Source organism: [Eubacterium] eligens ATCC 27750, from assembly GCF_000146185.1.
Taxonomy (GTDB): domain Bacteria; phylum Bacillota; class Clostridia; order Lachnospirales; family Lachnospiraceae; genus Lachnospira; species Lachnospira eligens.
Genome location: NC_012780.1, coordinates 574,730 through 598,843 on the forward strand (window position 1 = coordinate 574,730; position 24,114 = coordinate 598,843).

The following is a 24,114-nucleotide window of genomic DNA, read 5'->3' on the forward strand; positions in this document are numbered from 1 at the left end:
AGTTCCTCCAATATTGCTGTTAGTTAATTACTATATTTCGTAATCCATGCATGACCTTACTGCTGTGTAAGGTCTTACCTTGCTGTCTGCAACTGCTACATGCTTAGGATGTACGGCATAACCCTTTAAACTTTCCACGCTGTCAAATGTTGTGTCTAACATTACATCTGCTGTAGAACTTGGAAGACACTCTGTTCTTACTTTTACCTCTATAAGTCCTGGAATCTGTCCTGCAAGACCTTCTAGTCCTTTCTTAATACCTGCCTTAACCTGCTCTTTTTCTTCTCCTGCAAGCTCATCCTTTAATTTCCATAAAATAACATGCTTTACCATAATAATTGCTCCTTATCTAAATAAATATTTGTACTTGTTCATCTGACTGTATATGATTAACTCCACCCTTTTTCTTTCTTCCGGTGGATACGTATCTGCATTATTAACTATATCGCTTACATTCTTTTTAGTAAATAGAAATTGCAGATTCTGTCCGTATAAATTTTCGGCCACATCAAGCTGCTCATCAAAATTCTGACTTACGCTCTTGCTCTTAACTTCTGATATCATCTGATATATATCCTGTTCCATTGGATAATCCATTGTTGTATCTGACAGAAGCCCTGCACCATTATCAAACACCGGACAATATTTATAATCACCTTTTCCATTCATCAAGACAGCAATATTATGCATATACCTGTCCTCATTTAGGAAAAATGCGTCTATTGTAAATAGTCTGCATATATACTCACCCCAATTATTAAGACCTGTTATATTCTTTATAGCATTTACAAGAAATTCAAGCCTTTCCTTCACATCACTCATATGCCACAAAACACTTGTAAGACTTTCATTATATACATTTTTAAATAGTCTCTCCAATGTAATTATCTGCCAGTCGCCATCTATAAAAGTTCTGCTCCTGACACCCTTATATATCTGTCTTTTATATTTAATCTGTTCTGGTTCATATAATACATACTCGTCTTCATTAAGATTGGTATACTTTAATAAATGTGATATAACATATTCCGCTAACCCTTCATATCCGGTATAATCAGCTTTATACCATGTACCTTCGTTTTCCCATTTTAACTGGTTTCCCTTAGATGACTGTCTGATATTGGTTTTTATATTCTGTTTAAAAAGTTCAACCATAAACATTCCTCCATCATCTACTTCTCTATTCTTATCCAGAAATCGTCCTCTGCCATACGCCCCTGCGTCTTTTCTATTATCATAAATGTGTCATAAAACGGAAGTCCGATATCCTCCAGCACAAGCTTCATCTTATCTCTTGTTCTTGGAAAACATCTTGACTCAAGAAATTCCTTATAGTCATTGTAATCAGGATTTTCATTAACGCCAAATGCACGAAACATCAGCTTGTCTGTATAATTCTTTATTCTCACAAGCTGCTTTGCGTCATCAACATCTATCAGTGTACAGATGTCATCCTTATACATATAAAACATTCTGACAGGAAATTCTTTCTCCGGTATTATCAGTCTGTTCACATAATCAGGATAATCATTAATCATCTTAGAAAGTAAAACAATTGGACCTGTAATCTTAGCATTTTCTTTTTCCCATCGTTCTATTGTCGGTTTCGATGTTCCTACAAGACTGGCAAATTCTTTCTGTGTCAGTCCAAGATTCTTTCGCAGATTCTTAATATCCTCAGATGTAATATAATCTTTTAATGCAAACATTGTGTCACTTCCTTTCAGTCCTTGATAAATAATGACTTTTCATAACCCAAGTGTACCATGTACACATTTTATTGTAAACAAAAAGTCGTTAAAATGATGGCTTTTATTTGTAATAATCTCATCATTTTAACGACTTTATTCATATAAAACATTTCAATTTCTTAATTATCCAGATTTATTGGTAACTTTAATTCTCTATTAGAATTATATAGCCTCCAGCGCCTGTGCAATATCCGCAATCAGATCCTTCTTATCCTCAAGGCCACATGAGATACGTATAAGTCCTGCTGGAATTCCAGCGGCTTTAAGCTGCTCATCATTCATCTGTCTGTGTGTTGATGTTGCAGGGTTAAGGCAGCATGTTCTCGCATCTGCTACATGAGTTTCGATAGCTGCAAGCTTTAAATTCTTCATAAACTTCTCTGCAGCCTCTCTTCCACCCTTTAACTCGAATGAAACTACTCCGCAGCCACCTTCTGGCATGTACTTCTTAGCTGTCTCATAGTACTTGTTAGAAGGAAGTCCCGGATAATTAACGAATTCAACCTTATCCTGCTTCTCAAGAAATTCTGCAACAGCCTGTCCGTTTTCAACATGTCTTGGCATACGCACATGAAGTGATTCAAGACCAAGATTTAATATAAATGCATTCTGTGGAGACTGTATGCAGCCTAAATCTCTCATAAGCTGTGAAGTACATTTTGTTATAAACGCACCTTCTTTACCGAACTTCTCGGCATATGTAATTCCATGATATGATTCATCAGGTGTGCAGAGTCCAGGGAACTTGTCTGCATGTGCCATCCAGTCAAAATTTCCGCTGTCTACAATAGCTCCACCGACTGCTGCTCCATGTCCGTCCATATATTTAGTTGTTGAATGTGTTACAATATCTGCTCCCCATTCAATTGGTCTGCAATTAACTGGTGTTGGGAATGTATTATCGACGATAAGTGGTACACCGTGTGCATGTGCTGCATTTGCAAACTTCTCAATATCTAATACTGTAAGTGCAGGATTGGCAATTGTCTCACCAAATACTGCTCTTGTGTTGTCCTTGAACGCTGCATTAAGTTCTTCCTCTGTGCAGTCAGGGTCAACAAATGTTGCTTCAATTCCCATCTTCTTCAAAGTAACATCAATAAGGTTAAATGTTCCTCCATATATAGAAGATGATGCTACTATATGGCTTCCAGCTTCGCAAATATTAAATAAAGCGAAGAAATTAGCTGCCTGTCCTGATGAAGTAAGCATTGCTGCACTTCCACCTTCAAGGGCTGCAATCTTAGCTGCCACATAATCATTAGTTGGATTCTGAAGTCTTGTGTAGAAATATCCACTTGCTTCAAGGTCAAAAAGTTTTCCCATATCCTCACTTGTATCATACTTAAATGTAGTAGACTGGATTATAGGAATCTGTCTTGGTTCACCATTTCCAGGAGTATAGCCTGCCTGGACGCATTTTGTGTTAATTGAATAATTATCCATATTTCCCTCCGGCTTTATATGTTTACATGACATGAATTATATCACAAACGCAAAACATATAACAGCACATTTTAATAATCTGGCTACACATTTATTAACATAATATGTTATGATATCAATTATGCTATTATCAGTTTTTAATAATATTGTATAATAATTAAGAGGTTTTATTATGAATAATCAGTCAGCGACTATGAACACAAAAGATAATCCGCTTGGATATAAAAAAGAATCCACTCTGCTTGTTGGTTTTGCAATTCCATGCATTATTTCAATGCTTGTGACAGCGCTTTACAATATTGTCGACCAGATATTTATCGGCCAGGGAATCGGCATGCTTGGAAATGCTGCGACTAATATTGCATTTCCACTTTCAACAACATGTACAGCTATATCGCTTCTTCTCGGTATAGGAAGCGCGACTAATTTCTCGCTGTATCTTGGTGCCGGTGAAAAAAACGAATCTGAAAAATATGCCAGCAATGGTATTGTGCTTATGGCATTGTTTGGAATATTTCTGTTCCTTGTAACCACTATATTCTTAACACCTATGCTTAAATTCTTTGGTGCAACTAAAGATGTACTTCCTTATGCAAAGGCATATACAAGAATCACTGCGTTTGGCTTCCCATTCTTAATTGCAAACACTGGTATGAGCAAGCTTATTCTCGCAGATGGAAGCCCACGATATTCCATGATATCTATGCTTGCTGGTGCCATAGTAAATACTATTCTTGACCCATTGTTTATCTTTGTCTTTAACATGGGAATGACTGGTGCTGCTCTTGCAACAATTACAGGCCAGATAATTTCATTTTCAATCAGTCTGCGTTATATGTTTCATTTTAAGACAATTAAACTTAGCAGGGAAAGTTTTATTGTATCTGCTGCCCACTGTAAGAAAATATTTATTCTTGGAGCAAGTGCCTGCTTTAATCAGATTGCAATGACCGTTGTACAGATTGTTATGAACAATACGCTGTCACACTACGGCGCACAATCAATATACGGTGGAGACATTCCTCTTGCCTGCGCCGGAATTATAACTAAAGTTAATATGATTTTCATGTCATTTGTTATCGGAATATCTCAGGGAACACAGCCTGTTATAGGTTTTAACTATGGTGCAAAGAAGTACGCACGTGTAAGAAAAACTTATCTTCTTTCACTTGGTGCAGCTTCTGCCCTGTCTTTAATCGCATTTGCATGCTTCCAGATATTCCCAAGACAGATTATCAGCATATTTGGAAACGGAAGTGACCTGTACTTTAAATTCTCTGAAAGATATTTCAGAATATATATGTTTCTGACAATTGTTAATGGCATCCAGCCTGTAACTTCCAGTTTCTTTAACTCAATTGGCAAATCACAGCTTGGTGTATTTATGTCGCTTACAAGGCAGATTATTTTCCTGCTGCCACTTATCATTATATTTCCTATATTCATGGGAATTGACGGTGTTATGTATGCCGGACCTATAGCAGACGCTGCCGCTGCTATCGTATGCGGATACTTTACTATAAGAGAATTAAAAGAATTAAAAAAGCTGGAAATCGATTTAACTAAATGTTAAAATATAAGTTATGCGTGTATTCGTATATTTAACGGATTATTTTTAAAAGGATTTTTAACATGGATAATTTTAATGCTCGATATGAGAAAGAACTTGCCTATCAGGAAATTACCTCGAATAAATACACTCTTTACGGTATTCTGCTATTTATAGGAGTTGAATTACTGATATGGATTCTTAATATAATTGGATTTTTTGAACTTGATAACCAGATAATGTCTGCTGTTATAGGTTCATCTATTTACAGTATATAGTTACCGCCAGCCTGCATGATGCCGCAAGAATTGCCCAGCTTACATATCTTAAAGAAACTGATTCTTTAACCAGGCTTTTCAACAAGAATAAATACAACGAAATGGTATCAATGTATTATCCTAATGTAAATAATATTACTGTTATTTTCTGGGATCTTAACAACCTGAAAATTATTAATGACACTTATGGACATGAATATGGTGATAAAGCACTTTCCGCACTAGCTTCTGTATTATACGCCCATTCAGATGAACAATGCCGCCGTGTTTACAGATTTGGTGGTGATGAATTTGTCATGATAATTGATAACCCACATGACGGTGAAGCTGACCGAATAATATCTGCTGTTAAAGATGAACTTATGAAATGCAGTTATGATATTTCAATAGAAATATCAAGTGCTGTCGGTATTGCATCCGGCAACGGAAGTGATATTATTGAAATAGTAAAAAATGCTGACTCAGCAATGTACGCTGACAAACAGCTCTACCACCATCGGTGATTAGGAGATACTATATATGCGTTAATTTATGCCGCCAGCTTAACTGCTGGCGGTTTTTTCTGATTTTTTGATTGTGGATTGCTGTTCATTTCTAATTATTGCAAACCTCACCTTATATGTTAACTTGATGAAAGCCGTTGGCTTGAATTGCCAGCGGCTTTTTGTATTTTCTCTTGAAATATTGACTTCTTGAAAGCGTTTTTCCTATAAGAAAATAAATATATCTCATCTTATAGGCTGATTTTCCCTCTTTCACCGTCTAAAATGTGATTTTGGAGTTGAATTTCCTATAAGATTCCTGATTATAGTTACTTTATAGGTGTATTTTGTGGCTAATATATTAGTCATTATTATTTTAGACCTATAAGGAATTTAAATTTGCGACTACTGATAGGTATCATGTGTTTTCAATCAACAGGCTTAATATATCTTCTCTGCAATCTGTTCCGTACTATATTCAACACCTATATCCATATTTGTTAAAATCTGTTTGTGTATTGCTGATAAATCTGATCTATTCATGTTTTTTGAATCTGCTGATTTTCTGCTGATTCTGCTGATTTTATACCTCTATAATCATATCATGGTTATAGACAAGAAATAAATTTATCTCCATAATCCTCCATGTCTTAAATTGTTCTTCGAGTTTCTTTCGAGTTTTTTCAAAAATCAACTCGAAAGAAAACTCGAAACACTAAGTCCGCTAAACCATTGTCATCCATACGATGCCCTATTGTCTATTTTTATATGCCCTTCTAAATATCCGCATCAAACCGAAAAAGGGTGATGCCCGAAAGCACCACCCTGTAGACTATATATCTATTCTCCTCTACTTGTAATCAATTATTATTTCTGCCAAGAATCTTAGACATTCCTGTTGCCACAAAAAGATATACAACCATATTAACTACTGATTTAAGAAGAAGTCCTGGTGCCGAAGCTAATCCTGCTGCAAAGCTGCCTGCTATTATTGCACCAAATACAACATATCCTAATGTCATGAAAAGTAATGTAACAACTGCACCAACAATTCCTTTTACTGAAATAACCTTACATCTGTCAAACTTACTTTTCATATTGCCAAATATTGCACATGCTATTATTGGCATGATTGTCTTTATTATAAGTGTTGGAACTGCCCATACTGCAAATCCAGTTAATATATCTGCCATCGCAGAACCAATTCCTCCTGCGAGTGCACCAACAACTGGTCCGAAGAAAAATGCACATATAAGTATTACGCTGTCTCCCAAATGTGCATATCCCAAAGGAATAGGAATCTGTACCACCATTGTTGCAACACATGTAAGTGCCATAAATACTGCTGTTATACACATCTGTGTTACAGTAATATGAAATCCTTCTTTCTTAATCCCCTGCTGTTCTAACTGTGTCTGTTGTGCTTCCATTTTATCTGCCTCCTATATCAACATACTTTAATTGCACATAAGAATAACAGATAAAGTGACATGTGTACATTGTCATTTTGAGTTAAATTTATATGGTCAGATTAAGTTATTATTACCCTTATTTACATAATAACATCTGGTTCCATATATTGTTTTTGTTTTATTCAACCCACTATGTACAATTGTTTTACTAAAATTATATCTTGCCATATTTATTATCCCTCAGTTAATCTTATTCTCAAAATCCTGTAACTCATGAAAAATCCCATCTATATAAACAGTTGTATCTTCCACTCTATACAACATAAAATATCTATGGAATTTAAAGGATATCCTTCTATATCCTAAACTTCTCAATTTTTCGTTATCACATAATTTTAAACTTCCTGCGACCTCTGCTAATATATCTTTAGTATATTCAAAATCATCAAGCAGACTTCCTGCTGCCTGCTGATTCTTTTTTTCATATAAGATGTATTCAATATACTCTTGCATATTTTCTTTAGCATCATTAGTAACAACCACTTTATATGCCATACTTTGTCCTCATATCTGCAACAAAATCACCTGCTTCTGAATATTCTCCATTCTTTGACTGATCTCTTGACTTTGCTAATCTGTCAAGAACTTCCTTTTCCGAAATAGCAATGTAAGGATTAGCTGCCACTTTCTTTATCTCAAATGGAAATCCATTATTAGCAACTGCCTGTGTTAAAAACATTCTTATAGCCGTTGTAGTATCTGTTCCTAATTCTCTAAATAAATTATCTGATTTAATCTTCAAATCGTCATCCACTCTTACTTGAATCGTACTTGACATAAAAACACCTCCATATTCATATAGCATACTATCTTAATGCTATATCATTACAAATGTAATATATCATAATACATTATATTTTTCAAATATTTATGCTATAATAAACAGACATATTACGCACCACAAACAAGGAGTCACATTTTATGAAACCCAAATCAGATTTAAGCAGACAATTATATGAATTAATGCTGCAAAGAGGTTATGAGGAAAATTTCTGTGATATTGTCACTAAGAATCTCAATACTGATTTCACTGCCAGCCGCATGATTGGTTATCTCTATCATTATGACCACCCTCCTGTTGAGGAGATAGCTGATGAAATGATTTCCATTCTAAGCGACAGAAACCGTATCATGCAGAAAAAAGAGCTTGAAGAAACTAATGCCAGGTGGAACGATTTTCTGCTCCACGGCTTTAACGACGAATAAGAGGAAGAATAGACTGAATCTATTCTCCCTCTTCTTTCTTAATCAATTCATCCATAAGCTCTTTATAATCTGAGGCTTCAAGCGGAAGTTCTACTTTTATGCCTTTGCATGCTGAATAATAAGCACTGGCACACAACATGAGAGAATTAATTCCCTCACTGCCCTTAACTGTCAGATAAGACTCATCACCTTTAAGCACCGCATTTGCAAAGTTTTCAAATAACTGTGCATATGGCTCAGATGCCTTCTCGAACTGTATAGTTTCCTCTGCAAATGTCATATTCTGCCTTGAGTTGACTTCTTCGTTCTTGATATACTCACATACATCTCTGTGTCTTGTAATGGTGAGCGTGTCGTCTTCCAGAAGAATTCTTGCCTTCGTTCCTATAATCTCAAGTCGCTCTTCGTGGCAGGCTTCGCCTGTGGATAGTATAAATGTGCCTGTCTTTCCATTGTCGTATTCCATAACGATAGTAGCCTCATCATCTACTATAAAGTCGTTGTATTTTCCAAATGGAATCGCTGCAAAAAGTTTCTGTGGCATTCCAAACAGGTACTGATACATGTCAAGAATATGCTGTCCCTGATTGATTAGTGCTCCACCGCCTTCACCTGCAAAGCTGCTTCTCCATGAGCCAGATTTATGATAGTATGAGGTTCTTAAATATCGTGAATTAATAAGACATACCCGCTTTATATCTCCTAATTCACCATTGTCTATCATCTGCTTAATCCTGATGTATTTAGGGTAAAGCCTCTGGTGAAATATCATTCCATATATTCTGCCACTTTCACTGGCAGCCTTCTGCATTGCAAGTGCCTCGCCAATATCTGCCGCAGCCGGCTTGTCACATAACACTGCTTTTCCCTTTGCAAATGCTTTCAAAGCCAGTTCTTTATGAGTTTTATGAGGAGTTGCTATAATAACTGCATCATAACATGATTCTCCTGTCTCAAATAATTCTTCTGCACTCCTGAATATCCTTGCATTATCACCATCAGTATTAACAAGTGATTCGCCCCATTCAATAAGTTCATCTCTTCTTATAACCACAGCTGATAATTTCATATGCGGAACTTCTCCCGCTGTTATCATTCTGGCATATTTCTTTCCAACACTTCCTACACCTATAAGTGCCACCTTTAACAATTCTTTCTGCATACCATGTACCCCGTTTCATTATATTAACTATGCACCACTTCTCCTGTTTCCACAGCCTTCTTCAGTAAGATGGCGGCATACGCATCTGCAAGGGCATCCTCCATACTATATGGTGCAGACGCATTTCCTCTGCTATACTCTGCCGTATTCTTCATCATCACTGCGATTGCTGTTTCATCTTCTGACAGACCACACAATCCAAATTCCGGCTCATATATAATCTTATTATTAAATGAAATTTTCTTAATTTCACGAATCTTCTCAAAATTAGGATTAGAGTTTCCTGTATTAATCACATGGGAATCCGTTATGATTCTGCCAGTCTGACCTTCATTATTCTCATCAAGATAATATACACATTCATCAATAAGTTCGCCTCTTACACCCTGAACTTTAAGCGTATTCTTTCTGATTGGTGACCTGTACTGCTCCGAATCAAAATCATACCATGCCACTTTCCCGCTTTCGAATTCAAATGTGGCAACGCATCTTTTCTTTCCTGCAATCCTGCCATCAGTGAACTTATCATATCTTGTAAGGGTCTGTGTTGTAGGAAACTCATATGTCTTAGCTGAAACTACATATTTCTCTCCCGGCTTAACACCAAGAAATGCTCTTATAAGACTTATTCCATGATATTCATGCGCCAGTGACACATTTGCACAGCTGACATCACCAATAATTCCTTCATTAATAAGCTTTAATGATGCTTTAATATTAGGATACTCCCTGTACTGTTCAGCAACCACCTGTTTTTTTCCACATTTGTAATAAGAATACAGTTTATTAAGCGAATCCATATCAAGTGCCGCCGGAGTCTCTGATAAAACAGTTATTCCACGGTCAAGCCATTCCATTGAAACATCACATATGGCGTCCTTCTTAACAGCCACAACTGCAAAATCAGGTTTATATGCCACGCATTCTTCTATAGATGTAGTTGTGTGTATCTGATACTGACCGGCAATTAAGTCCGCTTTCTCCTGCGTCCTGCAATACATCGCATCAATACAGAATATTTCAGGCAGAGCCTTTGCTACGCGTACATAATATAAGGCCCGCCAGCCTGAGCCGATTATAATAAAATGATATTTAGATCTCAATATACACCTCTCCCTTAACCCTTCTGTCATATATCTCACCAAGCCACCTCATAATAATCCCCTTTGGCTTTTCAAAAGGTGTCCTGTGACTCAGCATGAATTTCTCCGCTTTAATGTTCTGTAATACATTTATTTCATCTTTTAATATGCCTGCATTGTATAAGTTATGTCCGCATTTCTGCATAGAGTACAATGCATCTCCAAGAAAGCACCACTCGTCATTAACTTCCAACGCAACACAGCCCTTTGCATGGCTTGACGGCAGTGGAAATATATGAAGTCTTGCTTCCCCGTCCTGAATATAAATGTCATCTTCTACGACTGTTCCCATGCCAGTGTGCCTATGGGTATACTTTCCCTGATACACCTCATCAACGCCCATACCCGGAAGATTACCGATATGATCTTCGTGAAAATGTGACAATATAACATTAACATTTCTTCCATCACGGAATTGTTCTATTACCTGTGGAATATCAGGGTGGTTGCCGACATCATACAGCCACAGTGCTTCCCTTCCCTGTATCATCACCACATTTGCAGATAGTGGATTCTCTGTTGGGGATATATACGATATTAAATTATTTAGTCTGATAATGTTACATTCATCCATTCTTTACTCCAAAAACTCCACATGCCCGTCCTCAAGATGGTACACAGCCCCGATAACCTCAAGACCCTTTTCCTCAAGCAGCTTCATATCTGTATTATCCTCTATCACCTTGACACTATGCTTTACATTAAGACATGTTGCAATATACTCATCTTTCTCTTCCTTAATAGCTTCCCTGATATCGTCAGTTATATACTTGATATGTCCGTCGGGGTCATGCTTTATTGCCGCCTCAACTGCACCGCAATGGTTATGTCCAAGTACAACCACCAGCTTACAGTCAAGATGGTCTGCTGCATATTCAATACTTCCAAGCTGATGCGAATCCACTACATTTCCTGCCACGCGGATAACAAAAAGTTCCCCTATTCCCGCTGAGAATATTGCTTCCGGTACCTGTCTGGAATCCGAACAGCACAGAACAATCGCATATGGATGCTGACCATTCTTTAATGTATCCACGCGCCTTTCCAGCGAAACATCTCCTGGATTGCTTGTAGCATTAATAAATCTTTTATTACCCTCTATTAATCTTGACTTTGCTTCATGTGCTGGTATTGACATATTATTATCCCGCCTTTCACAACATACTTTCCTACAGTTTATTAATCTTTAAGCAGCCACGCAATCTCTTCCTTATAAGGAGGCTCTTTCTTATCAGTTCCCTCAACTGCTACCCATGGGGTCTCAAGAATCTTAGGAACATCTAAGAATCTTTCATCATGGACAAGTCTGTGAAGAGTCTCATATCCTATATTTCCTTTATCAATGTTGGCATGTCTGTCCTTATGCGCTCCAAGCGGATTCATGCTGTCATTGATATGAAATACTGCTATCTGGTCAAGACCAATCACTTTGTCAAATTCTGCAAATACTTCATCATAATGATTAACTAAATCATAACCAGCATCATTAACATGACATGTATCAAAGCACACTCTCAATCTGTCCTTCTTGTCAACGCCATCATAGATTGCCTTAAGCTCTTCAAATGTCCTGCCTATCTCGCTTCCCTTGCCAGCCATTGTCTCAAGTGCAATATATACATCATCATTGTTCTGGTTAAGCACTGTATTAAGTCCTTTGATAATCTGTGCGGTTCCGGCTTCAACTCCGGCATTGACATGGCTTCCTGGATGAAGCACCATTATATGGCTTCCCATGGCAGCAGTCCTTATAATTTCTTTTTCAAGAAATTCAACAGCAAGCTCATAAGTCTCCGGCTTAATTGTATTTGCAAGATTTATTATATAAGGTGCATGTACAATAATCTCCTCAATTCCATGTTCCTTAGCATACTTCCAGCCAGCTTCTATATTAAGCTCACTTATTTCTTTTCTTCTTGTATTCTGTGGCGCACCTGTGTATAACATAAATACATTAGCCCCATAAGAAACTGCTTCCTTCGCAGATGCAAGAAACATTTCCTTACCTGCCATTCCCACATGACTTCCAAGCTTTATATTTGACATATATGATTCCTCCAATATTTAACCTGTATAATTTATTATCTGTCCGGTTAGAAAATCCAAACGAATTAATTTTAATATTGCAATAGTTATGTGTCAATGCACAACATATGTATACTTGCATACTGATAAATGTCATTACCACTTTCATTCATTTTCAGTCGGATTCATTCATAATTTACATTTATTGTATTGACATTTATACAGCATATTGATATAGTACTAAAGTACCGATTTTATAGTATTTATGTAACAATTATTTTATAAGGTGAGATATGAAAATACACAAACACGGAAAACATATAAAAACAATCAATACTGTTATTGAAAGCTGTCTTATCGTTATTCTTATTGTTCTTGTAGCAATAATGATGGTTCTTATAGGAAAATTACAGGGAACTGCCAGAGTTATTAACTATACCGGTCTTGTCAGAGGTGCTACTCAAAGAGAAGTCAAGCTTGAAATCACTGGTAATCCTAATGATGAGCTCATCAATTATCTTGATGGAATTCTTGAAGATCTTAAATATAAAGATGGCGATTATAATCTTATCAAACTTGATAACAATGATTATGAAAAAAAACTTGATACACAGACTGCTTTCTGGATTTTACTAAAGGACGAAATATATAAAGTCCGTGAATATGGTTATGAAAACACTGATATTGTAAATCTCAGTGAAGAATACTTCCAGCTTGCTGACCAGACTGTTTCTGCTGCTGAAAAGTATTCTGAAAGAATTGCATGTAATATAAGATTATTTGAAATATTCACAGCAATAGATATGATCATTATAATAATATTTATAATTAATCATTTCATTAATGCAATTGTAATCACCAAAAAGAATAAACAGCTTGAAAAGCAGGCTTTTCTTGACCTGCACACAGGTCTTCCTAACAAGAGTAAATGTGAAGAAATATTCAGAACTTCGCAATTTATTACTGATTCTACTGCATGTATTATGTTTGACCTCAATAATCTTAAGAAGGTCAATGATACACTTGGTCATTCCGTTGGTGACCAGTTGATTCTTAATTTTGCAAGGCTTTTAAGAAATGCTGTTCCTTCTAACGATTTTGTTGGGCGATATGGTGGCGATGAATTTATTGCCGTAATATATAACACTACTAAGGATGAAGTTACTGATATTCTCAGACAGCTTGACAAAGAAATATCCGAATTCAATGAGCTTGGAAAAGCTTTTAAGATAAGTTATGCTCATGGTTGTGCATTCTCTTCTGATTATGAGAATTGCACATTAAGGACACTCTTTGATAAAGCAGATAAAAATATGTACAATAACAAACAGGCAGAGAAAGCTGGCAGATAGCCGCTTTCTCTGCCCTTTTTAATATTATGTATTCATCAATTTATTAATATTTCTCAAGTGATTTTATGGCAAATGTATGATAGAATATAGAAATGACTTTACTATATTAACCTAGACATTGTATACATGGAGATAAATAAAATGAATAATTATAAACGCGGACTAATAACCGGCATACCAATTGCACTCGGATATCTGTCAGTTTCTTTTACCTTTGGAATTATGGCTGTATCCTTTGGTCTTAGCTGGTGGCAGGCCGTTCTCATATCTATGACAACAGTAACCTCTGCCGGACAGTTTGCAGGAATCGGCATTATGATTCATCCAGGACAGTACATTCAGATGCTTATATCACAGATTACTATTAATATAAGGTACTCTTTCATGTCTATATCAATCGGACAGAAAGCTGACAGCCGTTTCAGTGGCATATACCGCTGGCTTCTCGGTTTCTTTATAACTGATGAAATATTTGCAGTAGCAACTAAAGAAGACGAAATCAAGCGCAGCTACTTTGCAGGACTTGCTACCCTGCCTTATCTGGGCTGGGCATTAGGCACATTTATTGGTGCTATTCTTGGAAATATTCTTCCAGACCGCCTTATGAGTGCTTTAAGTGTTGCAATCTATGGAATGTTCGTTGCCGTGGTTGTTCCAGAGATGAAGAAAGCTCGCCCCGTCCTGATTGTCGTAATCATTGCAATTATACTTAGCTGCTTATTCTACTACATACCGCTTCTTTCTAAAATTTCCAGCGGTATAACAATAACAATTGTTGCTATCACAGCTGCCATTATCGGTTCAATATTCTTTCCGGTATCTGATGAAGCTGATAACAGCAATAATTAATCTTATTGGAGGAACTTATGAAAAACAGTATTTTCTTTATATATCTGCTTATACTTGCAGGCACAACCTACCTTATAAGAGTTATACCTTTCACTGCAATTAAGGAAAAGATTAACAACCGCTTTGTCCGTTCTTTTCTTTATTACATACCTTATGCAGTTCTTACAGCAATGACAATTCCTGCAATATTCTATGCAACCAGCTGGTGGGTTGGTGCAGCTGCAGGACTTTTGACAGCCGTAATATTTGCTTTGAAAGGCAAAGGTCTTACAACTGTTGCTATAGCGTCATGTGTAGCAGTATTTCTTGTTGAACTTATAAGATTCTAATAATTCATAATAGAAATAAAATGGATTTTAATTCTTCTTTCCAATATATGATTCATATAAACTGTAATCACTATTAACAATAAGTTCTTCTGGGAACTGTGTATCTTCTATAACCTTATAGGCTCTGTCAAATTCACATATTCCCTCTTTTATATGTGCATCACTTCCTATAGATATGCAGACTCCTAATTCCTTACATATGTTAAGCATCTTAACATCATTCTCAAAAGCTCCCTGTCTTGGGCCATCCGGATTCAATGATGTATTATTAAGTTCAAGAAGCACATGCTTTTCCTTAGCGGCCTTTACAAGCTTTTCATAATCGACAGGATACCTTGAATCATCAGGGTGTCCTATAATATTAACATATGGATTATCCATTGCTTTAATTAATGCATTCGTATTCTGCTCTATACTTCCGGGCTTGATACATGGAATATGAAGGCTTGCTATTACAACATCACAGCCCTTAAGTCCATATTCTTTAAGATCAATATTTCCATCATAGTCCATAATATTAGCTTCACAACCCATATATATCCTGACACCACATTTTTCTCTTGGAATTATCTTCATATTAGAAAAATATAATATACCTGCGCTTCCCGGCATCTTGGGTGCATGGTCAGTTATCGCAAGGTGCGTAACTCCTATACCTGCTGCGTAAGCTGCCATCTCATCAATTGTGTTATATGCATGACCGCTTACAAGTGTATGAGTATGTGTGTCTATTGTGTATTTCATAATTAAAGCTCCTGATTACCTGTTCTTTCTTTCACATAATTCTCCAGAACATTAACAGTTTTCTCTATTCCCAGAGGACTGCTGTTGATACACATGTCATAATATGTTGCATCTCCCCATTTACCTTCTGAGTATCTGTTATGATACTGTTTTCTTGTTCTGTCGTGTCTACGCATTTTAGTATATGCCTCTGATTCGGATAAGTCAAAATGCTCCATAACTCTCTGTATCTTATGCTCCTTATCACCTGTTACAAATACGGATATAAGGCAGTCATAATCTTTCAGTACATTCTCTGAACATCTGCCGACTACTACAAATGATTCTCCGCTCTCAGCTTTCTTACGGATATAATCAAACTGAAACTGGGCAATAATCTCTTCATAAGAATTGGTGTGATTACCTACACGCCTCGACAGGAGACGGTTTCCCGGCTTCTCATCATATTTGTGAAAATCTGACACATCAGCATTCATCTGTTCTGCAATCTCGTCCAACATGCATCTGTCATAAAATGCAAGTTCTAATCTGTCAGCCAGCTTCCTTGCTATCTCATGTCCTCCACTTCCATATTCACGACTTATAGAAATAATCAACTGTTCTCCCATAAAACCCCCATTTCTGTACACATTTTGTGCACGAAGAATTAACAATACCTTACAAATATGCACACCATAGATATAAGCACAACTATTATAGTTGCCGGAACAGCTGTGCGGCAATACTTACCCCAACCAATCATATAACCATTCTTAGCTGCAACTGATGTTCCGACAACATTAGCAGATGCACCTATAGGTGTTGCACTTCCACCTACATCAGTTCCCATAGAAAGTGCCCACGCAAGAACAGAAAGGTCAACCCCTTGTGTCGCAGCCAGACTCTTAATAACCGGTACCATAGTTGCTGCAAAAGGAATATTATCAATAAGTGCACTTGCACATGCTGAAATAATAATAATAATTGCAACCATAAGCTTAAGATTACCCTTGCTCACACGACCTATAAATGCAGCAATAATCTCTAATATGCCCGTCTGTTCAAGTCCACCTACAACAATAAACAGTCCTAAAAAGAACAAAATTGTTTTATAATCAATAGACTTCAACATATGTAAAGCCTTCCTGCCTGATACAATAAGTGAAAATATTGCTATAACAAGTCCTATAAATGCAACCGTAAGTCCTGTCAGCGCATGCGTTACAAGCATTACAACTGCACACATGAATATAACACAGCTTAATGCAAAATCTCTTCTGTTAGTAATAGTCTCTGCCGGACTTGGCATAGATTCAGCCAGTTTATCAATATCTGGAGATGATTCCAGTTCTTTTCTATATGCTATAAGAAAATATACCACAATAAATACCAGACTGATTACTGCAATCAGTCCTGTATGCGTAATAAATGTTGAAAATGAAAAATTAAGTGACGTACCAATAATTATATTAGGTGGATCCCCGCACATTGTTGCCGAACCGCCCAGATTAGCACAGAATATCTCTGATAAAATCATTGGCACTGGGTTAAACTTTAGCAGCTTGGCAAGCTCAATAGATACAGCTGCAAGAAACAATATAACCGTTATACTGTCTATAAACATAGCCAATCCAAAAGACATTATCATAAATGTAATAAACAATGCTCTTGTACGATAGTGTACAGCCTTAGCCAGAAGCATACACAGCCATCTGAAAAATCCGGCGGCAGCCATAACCTCAACCATAATCATCATACCCGCAATAAATATAATGGTCGACCAGTTAATCCCTGTTACTGCCTCTTCAGCAGCTCCGGACTGATACCAGAAACCTGATGTAAAAATGCTTCTTAAATTAAGAGTACTAATAACCGCCTCCGGCGACCTCATGATAATTCCAAATACCCCAATCAGCGTCAATGCCCCACATCCAAGCGTCACATAATGCCTCTCTATCTTATCAAGAACTATCAATACAAACATAGAAATGAAAATAATTAATGCCAATACCTGCTCTGCTAACATATTAAATAACCCCCATCACATGTTAAATTAATAACAAACTTTTAACTGTATTATACAAACATATATAACTAATAGCAACATTTTTCCATTTATTCTGTCCTTTATTAATACAAAAAACACCATAAGAATACATTGCATTCGCTTCTTATGGTGCTTCTGTTTTAAATATTATATTGTATCAACAAGTCAACTATTCCAATTACTTAATAAGACTTTCCTTAATCTTAACAACTGCCTTATGGATATTAACAGGCTCATCCATTGTACAATTAGGGCGATGAATATCATTAGTAAAGTATACTGTAAATTCACCAGGATGTAATGTAACGAACTGCTCATTCTCTACTGTCTCATAAAAGATATTGTCTTTACCAGCTGGCTCTTCACCTGTAACTCCTGGAAGAAGTGGTGCATATCCCTGAACTTCTTTTCCTGTGAAAAGATACTGGATATCAATATAATTTCTGTGACTTTCTGCACGCTTATTCTCAACTGGAGCTGTTGTCTGATCCTGAATAAGAACAAAAATGTTATCTCCATCAAGTTCATATCTTCCTACTGGAAGCTCAGCTGTCTCTGGCTTTGCAAGAAATTCAAGTGCAGTATTAATAGCTGCTGGGTACTGGTAGTTACCTTTTTTTGCATTAAGTGATGCGTAAATCATTATTATTTTACCTCGAATCTGTTAAAATTTTATACACTAAATATATCATTATCGATAAAAAGTTTCAATATTTTTCTTAATATTCAGCCTTTAATGTTCAGCTTTTAATTAAGCCTTTTAATTCATATCTGATTCCACATATGCCTTGTTCAAAATACATTACACCATCTTCTCAACAGCCTTTACCCATGCGTGGTCAGGGTCATCACAAGGTGTAAGCTGTCTTGTATCAACACCTGCCATTACCCAGAGATAATATACCTGATATCCCGGTGCTGCTGCTACCGGATGATAGCCATTCTTAATCGCTACGCTGTCACCATTCTTTATTATGTAACTCTCTCTTAATGACATATCGTCACTATACATTACCTGAATACCAAAGCCCTGACCTGGATTCACCTTGAAATGATATATTTCCTCCATATTTACCTCAAATGGAAGATTATCTGTATCATGCTTATGTGATGGATAACTTGACCACTGCCCCGGCATGCTGTAAGTCTCGCCAAGCACGATTCTGTCAACCTTTCCCTCATATTTTGAAGTGATAATATCATTAACATCTCTCTGCCAGTTAAGCTTGCCTCTGTGTTCAGTTGTAACATCACCTGCATCTATTACAAAAGCTTCATACTTCTTTCTTGCTTTAACCTTGCACACACCGATTTCAAGCATCATGCTTCCGGTTGCTGTAACTTCATACTTAGAATCTCTTGGAACATAAACAGTTGTTGGCTTGCCGTCAAACACGCTTCTTCTTGAGCCAAGCTTGTCAAATGTGACATCATCAACCTTAACACTGCATGTTCCCTGTAAAATAACAAGTCCTATTTCATATTCCCCTGATTCATAAACCGCATTTTCACCCGGCTCAAGTCTTATCAAATCAAAACCTATTAATTCCAAGCCAGCTTCTTTATCTACAACTTCCTGATAACCCTTGTTATCATTGCCTTCATAAAATCTTCTCATGTTCGTATCTCCTTATAAATAGATTTAATATTATTCTATTATCTCATTGGTGTTGTATCAACAGTTATTTTCAATTTCTATGCACTTCTGGCCAGTCCTCAAATCTTCCGTTCACAACTGCATGCATAATTCTGTCCTTAGTTCCCGGATTTTCTCTATTAATCTGCTCCATAAGCTGCTTGGCATATTCCCTCTTAGTTGAACCATCAACCGGACAGGTGTTCTTAACAACCTTGATTCCCTGATTAATCACAAAATTAGCCACACCCTTTTCCGGTGCATACATCATTGGCCGTATAACCGTAACCCCTGCCTCTGGCAGATATGTAACTGGTGGAAATGCGTAAAACCGCCCTTCATATATAAGAGACATTAATGCTGTTTCTATAAAATCGTCCTTATTATGTGCATATGCAATCTTATTGATTCCAAGCTCTCCAAGCCTCTTATACATTGCGCCTTTTCTAAGCTTCGCACACAGTGAACATGGTCTTTCGTCTTTATTATCCTCAAAGACAATCTTCGCAATCTCTGTATCAACCTGTTCATATGGCACATTTATACTCTCACAGAACTTCCTCACTCCTGTAAAATCCATTCCCTCAAATCCAACATTACAGGTAATTGCATACAGTTCAAACTTCTTCGGATAAAATCTGTTAAGTATCTTCATTGCATGCAGCAACGCAAGCGAATCCTTGCCACCTGATACTCCAACGGCAATCTTATCGCCTTCCTCTATCATGTTGTAATCTTCTATTGCCTGTCTTATAAGGCTTAATAATTTCTGTTGTTGCATAAAATATATCCTCTGTTGTAAAAAATAGCCACCATCTCATCTTCAGTATCAACTAAAATCCATTCTCCCTCCCCCGGTTACACTATCATATATTAAATTGTATAATATCCTTATGTGGATTAGTCTGTGACAATCCAACCATTACTATTTTCCCTTTTATTGGAATAAAATGTGTCTGTAATACTCTCATTGCCATTATCATCTGTTCTTTTTCAAGTTTCTTTCCCAATGTTATGTGTGGAAACCAGTTATATGGTTTGTAACAACGATTAATTGTTACATCTTCTCTTGCAGAAAATATATCATACACCTCATTGGAAAGATGCATTAAATATTCGTCCAGAACAGGTGTAGCATACATAACATACGGCAGAAACTGCCCGATTGAAAATATATTTATCTCTCCTGCACCTATTTTATTAAGCTTCATGAATTCTTCCTTAAGATTATCAGGTTTTCTTGTTTCGAAGCTTGAAATTGTCAGATGCGGAGGAACATTATTCTCAATCATATAAGTATTACCTGTTTCTTTTGCAATATTATCAATTAACCTCTGCAATCCCTTTGTTACATGTTCATCAAAATATGCTGATATAAGATACATATGCCGCCTCATTATTATTAATCACCTATGCCAAACTCTCTGGCAATTCTACATCTATTACTACTTTTCTTTATCTATGTGTGAAGCAATAAATTTCCCAATGATTGCAATTATCAAAATAGAGACATAAAACCTCGGATCACGATGTTCTCCATATAAAGCAAACCAAATAACGATTGAAAATACCACTATAGTGTATACTTGAAAAAAGAATTTTTTCATAAGTACTGCTCCTTTATTTGGCAAATCCGAAGTTAGCGATTTCTTTTTCCGGTATTCTCTGTCCCACGGATTTCCTCATGATAGAAATAATCTACGATCACCGGATGTCCATGCGGGACTCTGCCATAAGGCATTTCATTATCCACAAAGGCACAATCATACTTCTTAGCCATTTTCTCAGCTTTTACTTCAAGTGCTTCAAAGTAGCTGCGGTTATGCTTGTTATAGATCTCGTCGTAAAGTGGTACAAGATCAGGATATTTTCCGGCGATATAATCCATAATTGTCTTTTTGAAACCGCCTCGAAGATTGAGATTTTCGAGCCAGAACAGATCGCACTGGTCCTTTACCCGCTCAAAGATTGCTTCAAAATCCGTGATTCCGGGGAATACCGGGGATACAAAACAGACTGTACGGATACCTGCCTCATATACCTGCTTCATAGCAGCGATACGGTGCTCAATGCTCGAAGCAGAATCCATATCGTTCTTGAAATTTTCATCTAGTGTGTTGATCGACCATGAAACGGTTACACGTCCAAGCTTCTTCAACAGATCAATATCCCGTACCACAAGATCCGACTTTGTGCAGATCAGAATATCTGCGTCACTACCGATCAGCTGCTCCAGAAGTTTTCTGGTATTCCCGAATTGCTCCTCCTGTGGATTGTAGCCATCTGTCACAGAACCGATGACCACCCGCTGTCCGGCATATTTCTTCGGATTTTTAATTTCCGGCCAATGCTTCACATCAAGGAAAGTGCCCCATTCCTCCTTGTGCCCGGTAAAGCGCTTCATAAAAGAAGCATAGCAATACTTGCAGGCATGTGTACAGCCCACATAGGGATTGACCGAGTAACCGCCTACCGGCAGACTAGACTTAGTCATGATATTCTTTGTTTCCACCTCACGAATGAGGATTCCATTTATTACTTCTTCCATGATTTCTGTACCTCTAACACTTTATTAAATTCTTCCGGCATTTCCTGAATCATATTTTCATCCCCTATGATAGGGACAAGGTCTTCCTTCATAAACACCGGAATGCCAAGCTTATGTGCCTGGTCCGTCAGAGACCATGCCCATTCCGGCTCCGTATGAATCTTCCTGCTCTGCGCTCCGGTCATGGTGCCGACAACGATCCAATTGATTCCAGAAAGGTCAACTGTGCCGGGATCATCAAATAACGGCTCAAAGGTAACATGGTAATGTTTTGCTCTAACGTTTTTCCGAAGGGCGTCGGTACGCCACAGTTCTGCTTTCCTCGTCACCGTAACGCCAAACCATGCGTTTTCCAGATCGGTATCAAAATCCAGCAAATCAGGTCGCTTGGTAAGGAACAGGAACTGATGCTGTGGATTTTCACGGATCTTTGCAAATACCTCGTCTCTCCATTCCGGCTTCCATCCAGAGAGATCGCTCATGCCGGTAAGAAGAAAGTTCTGCGGACGTTTCTTTTCCATCATCTTGAGCTTACCCGGAAAGAATTCAGGGTCAGCGAAATCATCAATCATATGCCAGCGTTTCACGTTGTTGCAGGCATAGCAATATGTACACCCCACTGTGCAGCCAATGACGATATTCATGTTCTGAATCTGATCTTTGATACAAATACTCATGGCTTCTGCCACTCCTCAAGATTCTTTCTGATGCGGTCGAGGCATTCCTCAAACCTGGTAATTTCTTCCTCTGAAAAACCTTTGTAGTAAATACTGCCCATCTCATCAGATACAGAATCGTACTCGCCCTTTAAGGCATGTGCTTTCTCAGTCAGAAACAGGAGCGTTTTCCTTTTGTCCGTTTCAGACTGAACACGGCTTATCAGCCCTTGATTTTCCATTCTTTCCAGCATCGTAGTAAGAGATGTTATCGCTAATCCGCATTTAGTCGAGAGTGACCTGATTGAAATACCATCCTTCTGCCACAGCACATAAAGAATACGCCCTTGGGCTCCATTAAACGCATCAATATTCTTTTCACTGAGAATCTTCTCGAAAATCCGGTCTCCAAGCTGTTTTATTTTGGTAACAAGAAATCCTCCATTCATTTCCATACAAAAGCTCCTATATAGTAGTTTATTAAAAACATACTATATAGGAGCTTTATTGTCAAGAGTTTATATGTCTTAATAGGTAAATTCCGTTTTTTTCAATTCTTCAAACTTGAATTTATCGTTCCTGTATTTCCTTACCGCTGAGGTGCTCCACTTTTATTTCGAAAATTTGCACAGCCTTTCCTGCGTGGGCAATTTCCTCATCAACTAACTGTTCGCTGGGATAGTATTTCATTGCAAATCGTTTTAACAGAGTTGTTGCTCTTGCACCGGATTCTGCGAGGTAACATCGGCCGAACACCACAACGCTCTGCACAAACGGTGCCCAATCTTCTTCTTTAATGGTTTCATTTCCATATACCGTGAAGCATACTTTGTCACAGGCACGCAGTGCATCTACTTTATGACCTACGCGTGCTCCATGAAAATAAATTTTCTGCGCATCGTCATCGTAGACATAGTTGATAGGAATTGCATAGGGATATCCGTCATCTCCATTTACGGCAAGAACGCCACGTCGGCTGGACTGCAAAAGAGCCTTTGCCGTGTCGATGCTGATTTCATTTTTCTTTTTACGAATTGTTCTGAACATGATATTATTCTCCTTCTTATGCTGATACAACTCCCGATTTTTCAAACTCTTTATATTGGTAATACAGAAATCGCCCATATTATCTAACCTAACAATTTCTATTTTAGCAAATAAAATGTTCAAAATTCAAACCACTTTTGATATGATTGTTAATCATATTCCTTTCGCATTGACCAAATAATTCTTTTGCCTTATCAATAACTTCCGTAACATCATCACTTTCAAATATTACCTCTTTTTCTTTGTTTAACAACTGCGTTGACATCCACACATATGGCGGCAATTTTTTCTTAAGCGCATTATAAACAACTAATGTCGCTTTGACATCCTCTAAACTATCGTGAGCCAACTCATCAAAATTATAACCATAATAATTGTTCCATTCTTCATATATCTTAGCAAATTCTATCATTG

31 protein-coding genes are annotated in these 24,114 nt (G+C 37.2%); 7 read left to right on the forward strand and 24 right to left on the reverse strand.

The window, feature by feature from the left end; all coding sequences use genetic code 11:
* Nucleotides 1-30: 30 nt before the first annotated feature.
* From EUBELI_RS13130 to EUBELI_RS13145, 4 genes are all read right to left on the reverse strand, one after another.
* Nucleotides 31-333, reverse strand: coding sequence for a Dabb family protein (locus EUBELI_RS13130; protein ID WP_012740873.1), 303 nt, complete (start codon nt 331-333; stop codon nt 31-33).
* Nucleotides 334-345: 12 nt separating this feature from the next.
* Nucleotides 346-1,155: a HipA domain-containing protein gene (locus EUBELI_RS13135; protein WP_041688992.1), complete on the reverse strand. Its 810-nt coding sequence runs from the start codon at nt 1,153-1,155 to the stop codon at nt 346-348.
* Nucleotides 1,156-1,172: 17 nt separating this feature from the next.
* Nucleotides 1,173-1,709, reverse strand: coding sequence for a helix-turn-helix domain-containing protein (locus tag EUBELI_RS13140; protein WP_012740875.1), 537 nt, complete (start codon nt 1,707-1,709; stop codon nt 1,173-1,175).
* A 204-nt stretch (nt 1,710-1,913) separates the two neighbouring features.
* Complete coding sequence (locus EUBELI_RS13145; protein WP_041688994.1) at nt 1,914-3,197, reverse strand: O-acetylhomoserine aminocarboxypropyltransferase/cysteine synthase family protein; 1,284 nt, start codon at nt 3,195-3,197, stop codon at nt 1,914-1,916.
* A gap of 172 nt (nt 3,198-3,369) precedes the next feature.
* Between EUBELI_RS13145 and EUBELI_RS13150 the strand changes: the two genes are divergently transcribed.
* The 3 genes from EUBELI_RS13150 to EUBELI_RS13160 are packed head-to-tail and all read left to right on the forward strand — an operon-like array spanning nt 3,370 to nt 5,527.
* Nucleotides 3,370-4,770 carry an MATE family efflux transporter gene (locus EUBELI_RS13150; protein WP_012740877.1) on the forward strand — a complete coding sequence of 467 codons (1,401 nt, stop codon included), beginning with the start codon at nt 3,370-3,372 and terminating at the stop codon, nt 4,768-4,770.
* A 59-nt stretch (nt 4,771-4,829) separates the two neighbouring features.
* A complete protein-coding gene (locus tag EUBELI_RS13155; RefSeq protein ID WP_012740878.1) occupies nt 4,830-5,024 on the forward strand; it encodes a hypothetical protein in 195 nt (64 codons plus the stop codon).
* 29 nt (nt 5,025-5,053) lie between these two features.
* Nucleotides 5,054-5,527, forward strand: a complete 474-nt coding sequence (locus EUBELI_RS13160) for a GGDEF domain-containing protein (protein ID WP_081458333.1) — start codon at nt 5,054-5,056, stop codon at nt 5,525-5,527.
* Between the two features lie 839 nt (nt 5,528-6,366).
* Here the strand turns inward: EUBELI_RS13160 and EUBELI_RS13165 are convergent.
* The 3 genes from EUBELI_RS13165 to EUBELI_RS13175 all read right to left on the reverse strand — a co-directional run bounded on the left by EUBELI_RS13165 (nt 6,367) and on the right by EUBELI_RS13175 (nt 7,756).
* Entirely contained in the window at nt 6,367-6,936 is a 570-nt protein-coding gene (locus EUBELI_RS13165; RefSeq protein ID WP_012740880.1) for an ECF transporter S component, read from the reverse strand.
* Between the two features lie 222 nt (nt 6,937-7,158).
* Nucleotides 7,159-7,473, reverse strand: a complete 315-nt coding sequence (locus EUBELI_RS13170) for a type II toxin-antitoxin system RelE/ParE family toxin (protein WP_012740881.1) — start codon at nt 7,471-7,473, stop codon at nt 7,159-7,161.
* The gene (locus tag EUBELI_RS13175) at nt 7,463-7,756 is read right to left on the reverse strand and encodes a type II toxin-antitoxin system RelB/DinJ family antitoxin (RefSeq protein WP_041688996.1); all 294 of its coding nucleotides are present in this window, start codon (nt 7,754-7,756) and stop codon (nt 7,463-7,465) included. The genes EUBELI_RS13170 and EUBELI_RS13175 overlap by 11 nt, the downstream gene beginning before the upstream one ends.
* 143 nt (nt 7,757-7,899) lie before the next feature.
* On the opposite strand from EUBELI_RS13175, the gene EUBELI_RS13180 reads away from it, so the two are divergent.
* Nucleotides 7,900-8,184, forward strand: a complete 285-nt coding sequence (locus EUBELI_RS13180; RefSeq protein ID WP_012740883.1) for a hypothetical protein — start codon at nt 7,900-7,902, stop codon at nt 8,182-8,184.
* Between the two features lie 19 nt (nt 8,185-8,203).
* Here the strand turns inward: EUBELI_RS13180 and EUBELI_RS13185 are convergent, their stop codons facing one another.
* From EUBELI_RS13185 to EUBELI_RS13205, 5 genes are read right to left on the reverse strand one after another with little or no spacing between them, the layout of a single operon-like run.
* Nucleotides 8,204-9,346: a Gfo/Idh/MocA family protein gene (locus EUBELI_RS13185; RefSeq protein ID WP_012740884.1), complete on the reverse strand. Its 1,143-nt coding sequence runs from the start codon at nt 9,344-9,346 to the stop codon at nt 8,204-8,206.
* Between the two features lie 23 nt (nt 9,347-9,369).
* On the reverse strand, nt 9,370-10,449 hold the full coding sequence (locus EUBELI_RS13190; RefSeq protein WP_012740885.1) for a Gfo/Idh/MocA family protein: 1,080 nt from the start codon (nt 10,447-10,449) through the stop codon (nt 9,370-9,372).
* A complete protein-coding gene (locus tag EUBELI_RS13195; protein ID WP_012740886.1) occupies nt 10,439-11,062 on the reverse strand; it encodes an MBL fold metallo-hydrolase in 624 nt (207 codons plus the stop codon). Before EUBELI_RS13195 ends, EUBELI_RS13190 begins: the two co-directional genes overlap by 11 nt.
* Before the next feature lie 3 nt (nt 11,063-11,065).
* A complete protein-coding gene (locus tag EUBELI_RS13200) occupies nt 11,066-11,626 on the reverse strand; it encodes a carbonic anhydrase (RefSeq protein ID WP_012740887.1) in 561 nt (186 codons plus the stop codon).
* Between the two features lie 41 nt (nt 11,627-11,667).
* Nucleotides 11,668-12,534 (reverse strand): deoxyribonuclease IV, encoded by an 867-nt coding sequence (locus tag EUBELI_RS13205; RefSeq protein WP_012740888.1) that lies wholly within the window; start codon nt 12,532-12,534, stop codon nt 11,668-11,670.
* A gap of 272 nt (nt 12,535-12,806) precedes the next feature.
* Here EUBELI_RS13205 and EUBELI_RS13210 point away from each other — a divergent pair, with 272 nt between their 5' ends.
* The 3 genes from EUBELI_RS13210 to EUBELI_RS13220 all read left to right on the forward strand — a co-directional run bounded on the left by EUBELI_RS13210 (nt 12,807) and on the right by EUBELI_RS13220 (nt 15,043).
* Nucleotides 12,807-13,865, forward strand: a complete 1,059-nt coding sequence (locus EUBELI_RS13210) for a GGDEF domain-containing protein (protein WP_012740889.1) — start codon at nt 12,807-12,809, stop codon at nt 13,863-13,865.
* 141 nt (nt 13,866-14,006) lie between these two features.
* On the forward strand, nt 14,007-14,714 hold the full coding sequence (locus EUBELI_RS13215) for an AzlC family ABC transporter permease (RefSeq protein WP_022098841.1): 708 nt from the start codon (nt 14,007-14,009) through the stop codon (nt 14,712-14,714).
* A 17-nt stretch (nt 14,715-14,731) separates the two neighbouring features.
* A complete protein-coding gene (locus EUBELI_RS13220; RefSeq protein ID WP_012740891.1) occupies nt 14,732-15,043 on the forward strand; it encodes an AzlD domain-containing protein in 312 nt (103 codons plus the stop codon).
* Between the two features lie 27 nt (nt 15,044-15,070).
* Here the strand turns inward: EUBELI_RS13220 and EUBELI_RS13225 are convergent, their stop codons facing one another.
* The 12 genes from EUBELI_RS13225 to EUBELI_RS13280 form a co-directional block, all read right to left on the reverse strand.
* Entirely contained in the window at nt 15,071-15,787 is a 717-nt protein-coding gene (locus tag EUBELI_RS13225) for a phosphatase (RefSeq protein ID WP_012740892.1), read from the reverse strand.
* Between the two features lie 2 nt (nt 15,788-15,789).
* A complete protein-coding gene (locus EUBELI_RS13230; RefSeq protein WP_022098838.1) occupies nt 15,790-16,395 on the reverse strand; it encodes a cytidylate kinase-like family protein in 606 nt (201 codons plus the stop codon).
* Nucleotides 16,396-16,433: 38 nt separating this feature from the next.
* Nucleotides 16,434-17,792 (reverse strand): ArsB/NhaD family transporter, encoded by a 1,359-nt coding sequence (locus EUBELI_RS13235; protein ID WP_012740894.1) that lies wholly within the window; start codon nt 17,790-17,792, stop codon nt 16,434-16,436.
* Nucleotides 17,793-17,991: 199 nt separating this feature from the next.
* Nucleotides 17,992-18,456: a YhcH/YjgK/YiaL family protein gene (locus tag EUBELI_RS13240; RefSeq protein ID WP_012740895.1), complete on the reverse strand. Its 465-nt coding sequence runs from the start codon at nt 18,454-18,456 to the stop codon at nt 17,992-17,994.
* A gap of 159 nt (nt 18,457-18,615) precedes the next feature.
* A complete protein-coding gene (gene iolB, locus EUBELI_RS13245; protein WP_012740896.1) occupies nt 18,616-19,431 on the reverse strand; it encodes a 5-deoxy-glucuronate isomerase in 816 nt (271 codons plus the stop codon).
* Between the two features lie 70 nt (nt 19,432-19,501).
* Complete coding sequence (locus EUBELI_RS13250; protein ID WP_012740897.1) at nt 19,502-20,230, reverse strand: tRNA 2-thiocytidine(32) synthetase TtcA; 729 nt, start codon at nt 20,228-20,230, stop codon at nt 19,502-19,504.
* Nucleotides 20,231-20,315: 85 nt separating this feature from the next.
* Nucleotides 20,316-20,834 carry a hypothetical protein gene (locus tag EUBELI_RS13255; RefSeq protein ID WP_012740898.1) on the reverse strand — a complete coding sequence of 173 codons (519 nt, stop codon included), beginning with the start codon at nt 20,832-20,834 and terminating at the stop codon, nt 20,316-20,318.
* Nucleotides 20,835-21,088: 254 nt separating this feature from the next.
* Nucleotides 21,089-21,997, reverse strand: a complete 909-nt coding sequence (locus tag EUBELI_RS13260; protein ID WP_012740900.1) for a radical SAM mobile pair protein B — start codon at nt 21,995-21,997, stop codon at nt 21,089-21,091.
* Nucleotides 21,985-22,674, reverse strand: a complete 690-nt coding sequence (locus tag EUBELI_RS13265) for a radical SAM mobile pair protein A (RefSeq protein ID WP_012740901.1) — start codon at nt 22,672-22,674, stop codon at nt 21,985-21,987. The genes EUBELI_RS13260 and EUBELI_RS13265 overlap by 13 nt, the downstream gene beginning before the upstream one ends.
* On the reverse strand, nt 22,671-23,108 hold the full coding sequence (locus tag EUBELI_RS13270) for a radical SAM mobile pair system MarR family transcriptional regulator (RefSeq protein ID WP_012740902.1): 438 nt from the start codon (nt 23,106-23,108) through the stop codon (nt 22,671-22,673). The genes EUBELI_RS13265 and EUBELI_RS13270 overlap by 4 nt, the downstream gene beginning before the upstream one ends.
* Nucleotides 23,109-23,223: 115 nt before the next feature.
* Nucleotides 23,224-23,700, reverse strand: coding sequence for a pyridoxamine 5'-phosphate oxidase family protein (locus EUBELI_RS13275; RefSeq protein WP_041689150.1), 477 nt, complete (start codon nt 23,698-23,700; stop codon nt 23,224-23,226).
* 103 nt (nt 23,701-23,803) lie between these two features.
* On the reverse strand, nt 23,804-24,112 hold the full coding sequence (locus tag EUBELI_RS13280; RefSeq protein WP_012740904.1) for a hypothetical protein: 309 nt from the start codon (nt 24,110-24,112) through the stop codon (nt 23,804-23,806).
* Nucleotides 24,113-24,114 lie beyond the last annotated feature (2 nt).